Raw genomic sequence first — 7,480 nt, forward strand, 5'->3', positions numbered from 1 at the left:
TCGGAGATGTTTATAAGAGACGGGCCCCGGTACCGCTGGGTGACGAACCGTTCGTGGCTGCCGCCGTCCTCCGCCACGCGCCGCGCGTTCCATGACAGGTGCGCTCCGTGCGGGGTCACGAGGGCCTCCAGGCGGGCCCGGTCGAAGCCGGCGGGGAGCAGCAGCTTGAGGTGGTGCTCGAAGTAGCCGCCGTCCGGGCCCGGCCGGTCCGTGGTCCACGGGACGGTCTCCACCTTGACGCGGACCGGGTCGAAGCCGTCGGCCCGCAGGAGCGGGACCAAGGCCTCGTGGCCGTCGCGGTCGGGGAGGGTCAGCATCGGCTGCGACACCATGCGGCCCCGGGCCAGCACGATGTGCGTCACCTTCAGGCAGCGGGCGCCGGCCCACGCGTTCAGTCGTTCGAGCTCCGCCGCGTCGGGGCAGCGCAGCGTGACGTGGGTTTCGTACTCGGACATGCCGACGATCTTGTCGGACATGCGTCCGGTCCGCATCGGTGTTCTCCGCGACGGGTAACCATCCGGTCACGCACCGGACTCAGAAAGTGCTCGCACGCCCCTCGTGGCGGCGATGTGCCGTACCCCACACTGAGGTGCGGTGCCACCGTCCTCGGAGCCCTGGAGGTCGCCCCCGTGCAGACCCGGATCCCGACCGTCAACGCGAGCCCGCCCGTCCACGCCGTCGCGGCCCGGGCCCCGGAGGGCGCGGAGCCCGGGGCCGGCCCCGAGCCCGGGACGGACCCCGGGATGGAGACCGAGCACGGCGGCGGGCCGGCCGCCGGGGACGGGGACGGCGAGGAGCCCGAGGTGCTGGAGCTGATCGAGCAGGTGCCCGAGCAGCGCCGGCGCGGTGACGCCGCCGGGACGGGGCCCTCCGCCGACCTGTTCCGCCAGTACCTGCGCGAGATCGGCAGGATCCCGCTGCTCACCGCCGCCGAGGAGGTCGAACTCGCGCGGCGCGTCGAGGCCGGGCTGTTCGCCGAGGAGAAGCTGGGCACCACCCCCGGCCTCGACCTCGGTCTCGCCCTCGACCTGGACAAGCTCGTCGTCATGGGACGGAGGGCCAAGCGGCGCCTGATCGAGTCGAACCTCCGGCTCGTCGTCTCCGTCGCGAAGCGCTACGTGGGCCGGGGCCTCACCATGCTCGACCTCGTGCAGGAGGGGAACCTCGGGCTGATCCGGGCCGTTGAGAAGTTCGACTACACCCGGGGCTACAAGTTCTCCACCTACGCCACCTGGTGGATACGGCAGGCGATGTCGCGGGCCCTCGCCGACCAGGCCCGCACCATCCGCGTCCCGGTCCATGTCGTGGAGCTCATCAACCGGGTCGTGCGCGTCCAGCGGCGCATGCTCCAGGAGCGCGGCTACGAGCCCACCGCCGAAGAGGTCGCGGTCCACCTGGAACTGACGCCGGAACGGGTGCTGGAGGTGCTGCGCCTCGCCCAGGAGCCGATCTCGCTGCACGCGCCGGTCGGCGAGGAGGAGGACGTCGCCCTCGGCGACCTGATCGAGGACGGCGACGCGGCCTCGCCGATGGAGTCCGCCGCCTTCTTCCTGCTGCGCGAGCACCTGGAGGCGGTCCTGTCGACCCTCGGCGAGCGCGAGCGCAAGGTCGTCCAGCTGCGGTACGGGCTGGCGGACGGCAGGCCCCGCACCCTGGAGGAGATAGGGCGCATCTTCGGCGTGACGCGTGAGCGCATCCGCCAGATCGAGTCCAAGACCCTGGGCAAGCTGCGTGACCACGCCTTCGCCGACCAGCTCCGCGGCTACCTCGACTGAGGGCGTGCCCGGCGCACACGGCGGGGGCGGGACGGGCCCGGCACCGCCGGACTCCGCCCCGCCCCCACGCCCGCCTTCCGCGACGAGCGCCCCGCGTCCGCGGTCAGTCGACCTCGGCGACCGCCTGCGCGAACTGCGCCGCGTACAGCCGCGCGTACGCGCCCTGCGCCTCCAGCAGTTCCCCGTGCGTGCCCTGCTCCACGATGGAGCCGTTCTCCATCACCAGGATCACGTCCGCGTCCCGGATCGTGGAGAGCCGGTGCGCGATCACGAACGAGGTGCGGCCGTGCGCGAGCCGGGCCATCGCCTTCTGGATCAGCACCTCGGTACGGGTGTCGACGGAGCTGGTCGCCTCGTCGAGCACCAGGATCACCGGGTCCGACAGGAAGGCCCGGGCGATGGTGATCAGCTGCTTCTCGCCGGCGCTGACGCCCGCGCCCTCGTCGTCCAGGACGGTGTCGTAGCCGTCCGGCAGGGTCCGGATGAACCGGTCGGCGTGCGCGGCCCGCGCCGCCGTCTCGATCTCGGCGCGCGTGACCTCGCGCGAGGCCCCGTACGCGATGTTCTCCGCGATCGTGCCGCCGAACAGCCAGGTGTCCTGGAGCACCATGCCGATGCCGCCGCGCAGCTCCTCGCGGGTCATCTTCGCGATGTCCACCCCGTCGAGCGCGATCCGGCCGCCGGTGACCTCGTAGAACCGCATGAGCAGGTTCACCAGCGTGGTCTTGCCGGCGCCGGTCGGGCCGACGATGGCCACGGTCTGGCCGGGCTCGACGCTCAGGGACAGGTTCTCGATCAGGGGCTTGTCCGGCTCGTAGCGGAACGCCACCTTCTCCAGCGTGACCTGGCCGCGGACCTTCTCCGGACGCTCCGGAACCGCGACGTCCGGCTCCTGCTCCTCGGCGTCGAGCAGCTCGTACACCCGCTCCGCCGAGGCCACGCCGGACTGCACCAGGTTCGCCATCGACGCGACCTGCGTCAGCGGCATCGAGAACTGGCGCGAGTACTGGATGAAGGCCTGCACGTCACCGATCGACAGGCTGCCCGAGGCCACCCGCAGCCCGCCGACGACCGCCACCAGCACGTAGTTGATGTTCGAGATGAAGAACATCACCGGCTGCATGATGCCGCTGACCAGCTGCGCCTTGAACGAGGCCCGGAACAGCGCCTCGTTCTGCTCGGCGAAGACGGCCGCGGACTCCTTCTGCCGGCCGAAGACCTTCACGAGCGTGTGGCCCGAGTACATCTCCTCGATGTGCGCGTTCAGTGCACCCGTGGACTTCCACTGCGCCACGAACTGCGGCTGCGACTTCTTGCCGACCTTCGCGGCGACGGCGACCGACACCGGGATGGTCACCAGCGCGACCAGCGCCAGCAGAGGCGAGATCCAGAACATCATCGCGAGCACGCCGACGATCGTCAGCAGCGAGTTGAGCAGCTGCCCCATCGTCTGCTGGAGCGTCTGCCCGACGTTGTCGATGTCGTTGGTGGCCCGGCTGAGCACCTCGCCGCGCTTCTGCCGGTCGAAGTACGACAGCGGCAGCCGCGCCAGCTTGTCCTGGAGCTCCTCGCGCATCCGGTACACGGTGCCGTTCATGATGTGGTTCGACAGCCGTGTCGCCACCAGCATCAGCAGGCCGGCCAGGACGAAGACCGCCAGCGCCCAGATCGCCACGGTCCCGACGGCGCCGAAGTCGATGCCCTCGCCGGGGGTGAAGTCGGTGCCCGACAGCATGTCCGCCATGCCGTCCTCGCCCTTCGCGCGCAGCCCGTCCAGGGCCTGCTCCTTGGTGGTCCCGGCCGGCATCTGCCGGCCGACGATCCCCGCGAAGACCAGGTCGGTGGCGTGGCCGAGGATCTTCGGGCCGATCACGGTGCAGACGACGCTGCCGAAGACCGCGGCGACCATGCCCCACAGCTTGGCCCGGTCGTGGGCGATCTGCCGCAGCAGCCGCTTGCCCGAGCCCTTGAAGTCCAGGGACCGCTGGGCCGGTCCCGCCATCATCCGTCCTCCGGGCCCGCTCATGCGGCCTCCGCCTCCGTCAGCTGGGAGAGCACGATCTCCCGGTAGGTCTCGTTGCCGGCCATCAGCTCGTGGTGGCGTCCCTCGCCCACGACCCGGCCCTCGTCGAGCACGATGATCCGGTCGGCGTCGCGGATCGTCGCGACCCGCTGGGCGACGATGACGACCGTCGCCTCCTCCGTCTCGCGGGCGAGCGCCGCGCGCAGCGCCGCGTCCGTGGCGTAGTCCAGGGCCGAGAAGGAGTCGTCGAAGAGGTAGATCTCCGGGCGCTGCACCAGCGTGCGCGCGATGGCCAGGCGCTGGCGCTGGCCGCCGGAGACGTTCGTCCCGCCCTGGGTGACGGGCGCGTCGAGGCCGCCGTCGAGCGCGGAGACGAACTCCGCAGCCTGCGCCACCTCCAGGGCCCGCCAGAGATCCTCGTCGGTGGCGTCGGGGCGCCCGTAGCGCAGGTTCGATGCGATCGTCCCGGAGAACAGGTACGGCTTCTGCGGCACCAGGCCGACCGTCCTGGCCAGCAGCTCGGGGTCGAGCCGGCGCACGTCCTCGCCGTCGACCAGCACGTGGCCGCCGGTCGCGTCGAACAGCCGCGGGACCAGGCCCAGCAGCGTGGACTTGCCGCTGCCGGTGGAGCCGATGACCGCGGTGGTCTCGCCGGGGCGGGCCACCAGGTCCACCCCGCGCAGCACCGGGGCCTCGGCGCCCGGGTAGCGGAAGTCGGCGCCGCGCAGCTCCAGCGTCCCGGTCCGGGAGAGCTCGGTCACCGGCTCGACGGGCGGGACCACGCTGGAGTCGGTGTCCAGGACCTCCTGGATGCGCTCGGCGCAGACCTCGGCGCGCGGCACCATCATGAACATGAACGTGGCCATCATCACGGACATGACGATCTGCATCAGGTAGGCGAGGAACGCCGTCAGCTGGCCGATCTCCATGCCGCCGCCGTCGATGCGCATCGCGCCGAACCAGATCACGGCGACGCTGGAGATGTTCACGACCACGATCACCGTGGGGAACATCAGCGCCAGCAGCCGGCCGGAGGCGAGCGAGACATCGGTCAGCTCGGTGTTGGCGCCGCGGAAGCGTTCCTTCTCGTAGGTGTCGCGGACGAAGGCGCGGATCACGCGGTTGCCGGTGATCTGCTCGCGCAGCACCCGGTTCACGACGTCCAGGCGGTCCTGCATCGAGCGGAACAGCGGGCGCGTCTTCCAGACGATCGTCCCGACGGACAGGCCGAGGACGGGCACCACGGCCAGCAGCACGCCCGACAGCTTCACGTCGAGCGAGAGCGCCATGGCGATGCCGCCGACGCACATGATCGGGGCCGAGACCATCAGGGTGAAGGTCATCAGGACCAGCATCTGGACCTGCTGTACGTCGTTCGTCGTACGCGTGATCAGCGACGGAGCGCCGAACTGGCCGAGTTCCCGCGAGGAGAAGCTCTGCACCCGGTCGAAGACGGCGGCGCGGACGTCGCGGCCGAGGGCCGCGGAGGTGCGGGCTCCGTAGTAGACGGCGCCGACGTTGCAGCCGAGCTGGACGAGGGAGACGCCGAGCATCAGCGCGCCGAAGCGCAGGATGTAGCCGGTGTCGCCGTGGACGACACCCTTGTCGATGATGTCCGCGTTCAGCGTGGGCAGGTAGAGGCTCGCACTGGTCTGGAGCAGTTGCAGCAGGACCAGCAGGGCGATGGGTTTCCGGTACGGACCCAGATGGGTCCGTAGAAGTCGTATGAGCACGCGCAGGCTCCGGTCGGCACGGTCGAGGGGGGCATCCCATCTTGGGCCACGGTGCGTGCAAACCCCACCGGTTTTCGCAAAGGCCGGTCAAAAGGAGGAGGCGGTCCTACGACCCCTGCGCACCCCGCCGACCACGCCCGGTCGCCCCAGCGCCTCACCCCGCCCGGCCGACCCCGCCCGGTCGCCCACGCCCGGTCGCCCCAGCCCCTCACCCCGCCCGGCCGCCCCATCGGATCCGGCATGCTCTTGCGGATCCGGACCGGCGGATCCGGCGGCGGGCCCCCGGGGGAGGCCTACGCCTGGAAGGCGCCCGGGTGGAGCTGCTCCCGCGTCGCGATGTACTGCTGGCGCACCGCCTGCATGGCCGGGTAGTCCTCGCCCGGCTCGAAGACCTGCGCGGCCGGCGCCGGCCACACCGGCGGGGTGTGCGGGGCCAGCGTCCCCTGCTGCACCCCGAGCGCCCACGCCGCCTGGCGTGCCGCGCCCAGCGCCGCGTAGTCGGCCGGCGCCGGTACGACGACCTGCGTACCGAACAGCCCCGGAGCCGCGGCCTGCACGGCGGGCAGCTCGGCCGCCGCGCCCAGCAGGAACACCCGGCGCACCTCGACCCCCCGCAGGCGCAGCACGTCGAGCGCGTCGACCAGCCCGCACAGCATGCCCTCGAACGCGGCCCGCGCCAGGTGCTCCGGCTTCATCGAGTCGCGCCGCAGCCCGGACAGGGTGCCCGCGGTGTGCGGCAGGTCGGGCGTGCGCTCACCCTCCAGGTACGGCAGGAGCACGAGGCCGTGCGCGCCCGGCGTCGACTCCAGCGCGAGCTCGGACAGCCCTTCCAGGTCGGTGCCCAGCAGGTCGGCGGTGCCCCGCAGGGCCCGTACCGCGTTGGAGGTGTTCACCACCGGCAGGTGCATGCCGCTGCCGTCGGCGAGGGAGGTGACCAGGCCGCTCGGTTCCTGCACGGCCGAGTGGTGGACGGCCATCACGGAGCCCGAGGCGCCGAGCGACACCACGGCGTCCCCGGGGGTCAGGCCCAGCCCGAGCGCGGCGGCCATGGTCTCCCCGGTGCCGGCGGAGATCAGCAGGCCCTCCGGCGTCATCCCGGCGGCCTCGGCCGGCGCGAGCACCTCCGGCAGCAGCGCCATGTGCCCGAGCGCCAGCTCGACCAGGTCGGGGCGGTAGGCGCCGGTCGCCGGCGACCAGTAGCCGGTCCCGGAAGCCCCGCCGCGGTCGGTGGTGCGGCGGGCGGGCCGGCCCAGCAGCTGCCAGACCAGCCAGTCGTGCGGGGACATCAGCACCGCCACCCGGCGGGCCGCGTCGGGCTCGTTGCGGGCCAGCCAGGCGAGCTTGGCCACGGGCTGCGCGGAGTGCGGCACGGAGCCCACGGCCTCGGCCCACGCCTGCCGTCCGCCGAGGGCCCCGGTGAGGTCGGCGGCGGCTACCTGGCCGCGCTTGTCGTTGCCGACCAGGGCCGGGCGGACGAGGGCGCCCTGTGCGTCCAGCGGCAGCAGCGCGTGCTGCTGAGCGGAGACGCCGATGGCCTGGACGCCTTCGAGGAGGCCGCCGCCGGCGGCCTCGCCGAGGGAGAGCAGCCAGGCCTGGGGGTCGGTGTCGTGGGGGTGGAGGGCCTGGGGATCACCCGCGGACTGCGGATGGGGCGCGTAGCCCTGGCGCAGTACGGCACCCGTGTCGGTGTCGCATACGACGATGCGAGTGAAGGCGGAAGAGCTGTCCAGCCCGGCGACTATCCCCATACGGAGGATTCTGCCGCACACACGACCGGGATCCGCAGCCGCGGAGGGCGTCGGATCCCGTGTGCACCGGCGGCGAACCGGCCCCGGAACAGCGGTGAATCGGCGGGGAACCGGGAGGCGGCCCGGGGCGGCGATCAGGCGGAGGGCAGCGCGGCGGACCAGGCGGTGGGCCGGAGGTGCGGGTGTGACGGGAGCCCGCCC

At 72.4% G+C, this 7,480-nt stretch carries 4 protein-coding genes and 1 pseudogene; 1 reads left to right on the plus strand and 4 read right to left on the minus strand.

What is annotated here, in order from left to right; genetic code table 11:
* Nucleotides 1-476 (minus strand): annotated as a pseudogene (locus HYE82_RS31410) (hypothetical protein); the annotation flags it as partial.
* Between the two features lie 93 nt (nt 477-569).
* Between HYE82_RS31410 and HYE82_RS31415 the strand changes: the two are divergent.
* Nucleotides 570-1,775 carry an RNA polymerase sigma factor gene (locus tag HYE82_RS31415; protein ID WP_309144506.1) on the plus strand — a complete coding sequence of 402 codons (1,206 nt, stop codon included), beginning with the start codon at nt 570-572 and terminating at the stop codon, nt 1,773-1,775.
* Between the two features lie 103 nt (nt 1,776-1,878).
* Here the strand turns inward: HYE82_RS31415 and HYE82_RS31420 are convergent, their stop codons facing one another.
* The 3 genes from HYE82_RS31420 to HYE82_RS31430 form a co-directional block, all read right to left on the minus strand.
* A complete protein-coding gene (locus HYE82_RS31420; protein WP_179177598.1) occupies nt 1,879-3,801 on the minus strand; it encodes an ABC transporter ATP-binding protein in 1,923 nt (640 codons plus the stop codon).
* Complete coding sequence (locus HYE82_RS31425; protein WP_179177599.1) at nt 3,798-5,531, minus strand: ABC transporter ATP-binding protein; 1,734 nt, start codon at nt 5,529-5,531, stop codon at nt 3,798-3,800. The genes HYE82_RS31420 and HYE82_RS31425 overlap by 4 nt, the downstream gene beginning before the upstream one ends.
* A gap of 293 nt (nt 5,532-5,824) precedes the next feature.
* A complete protein-coding gene (locus HYE82_RS31430; RefSeq protein ID WP_179177600.1) occupies nt 5,825-7,279 on the minus strand; it encodes an FGGY family carbohydrate kinase in 1,455 nt (484 codons plus the stop codon).
* Between the last annotated feature and the right edge of the window lie 201 nt (nt 7,280-7,480).

It is taken from the genome of Streptomyces sp. BR123, assembly GCF_013401435.1.
Lineage (GTDB): Bacteria > Actinomycetota > Actinomycetes > Streptomycetales > Streptomycetaceae > Streptomyces.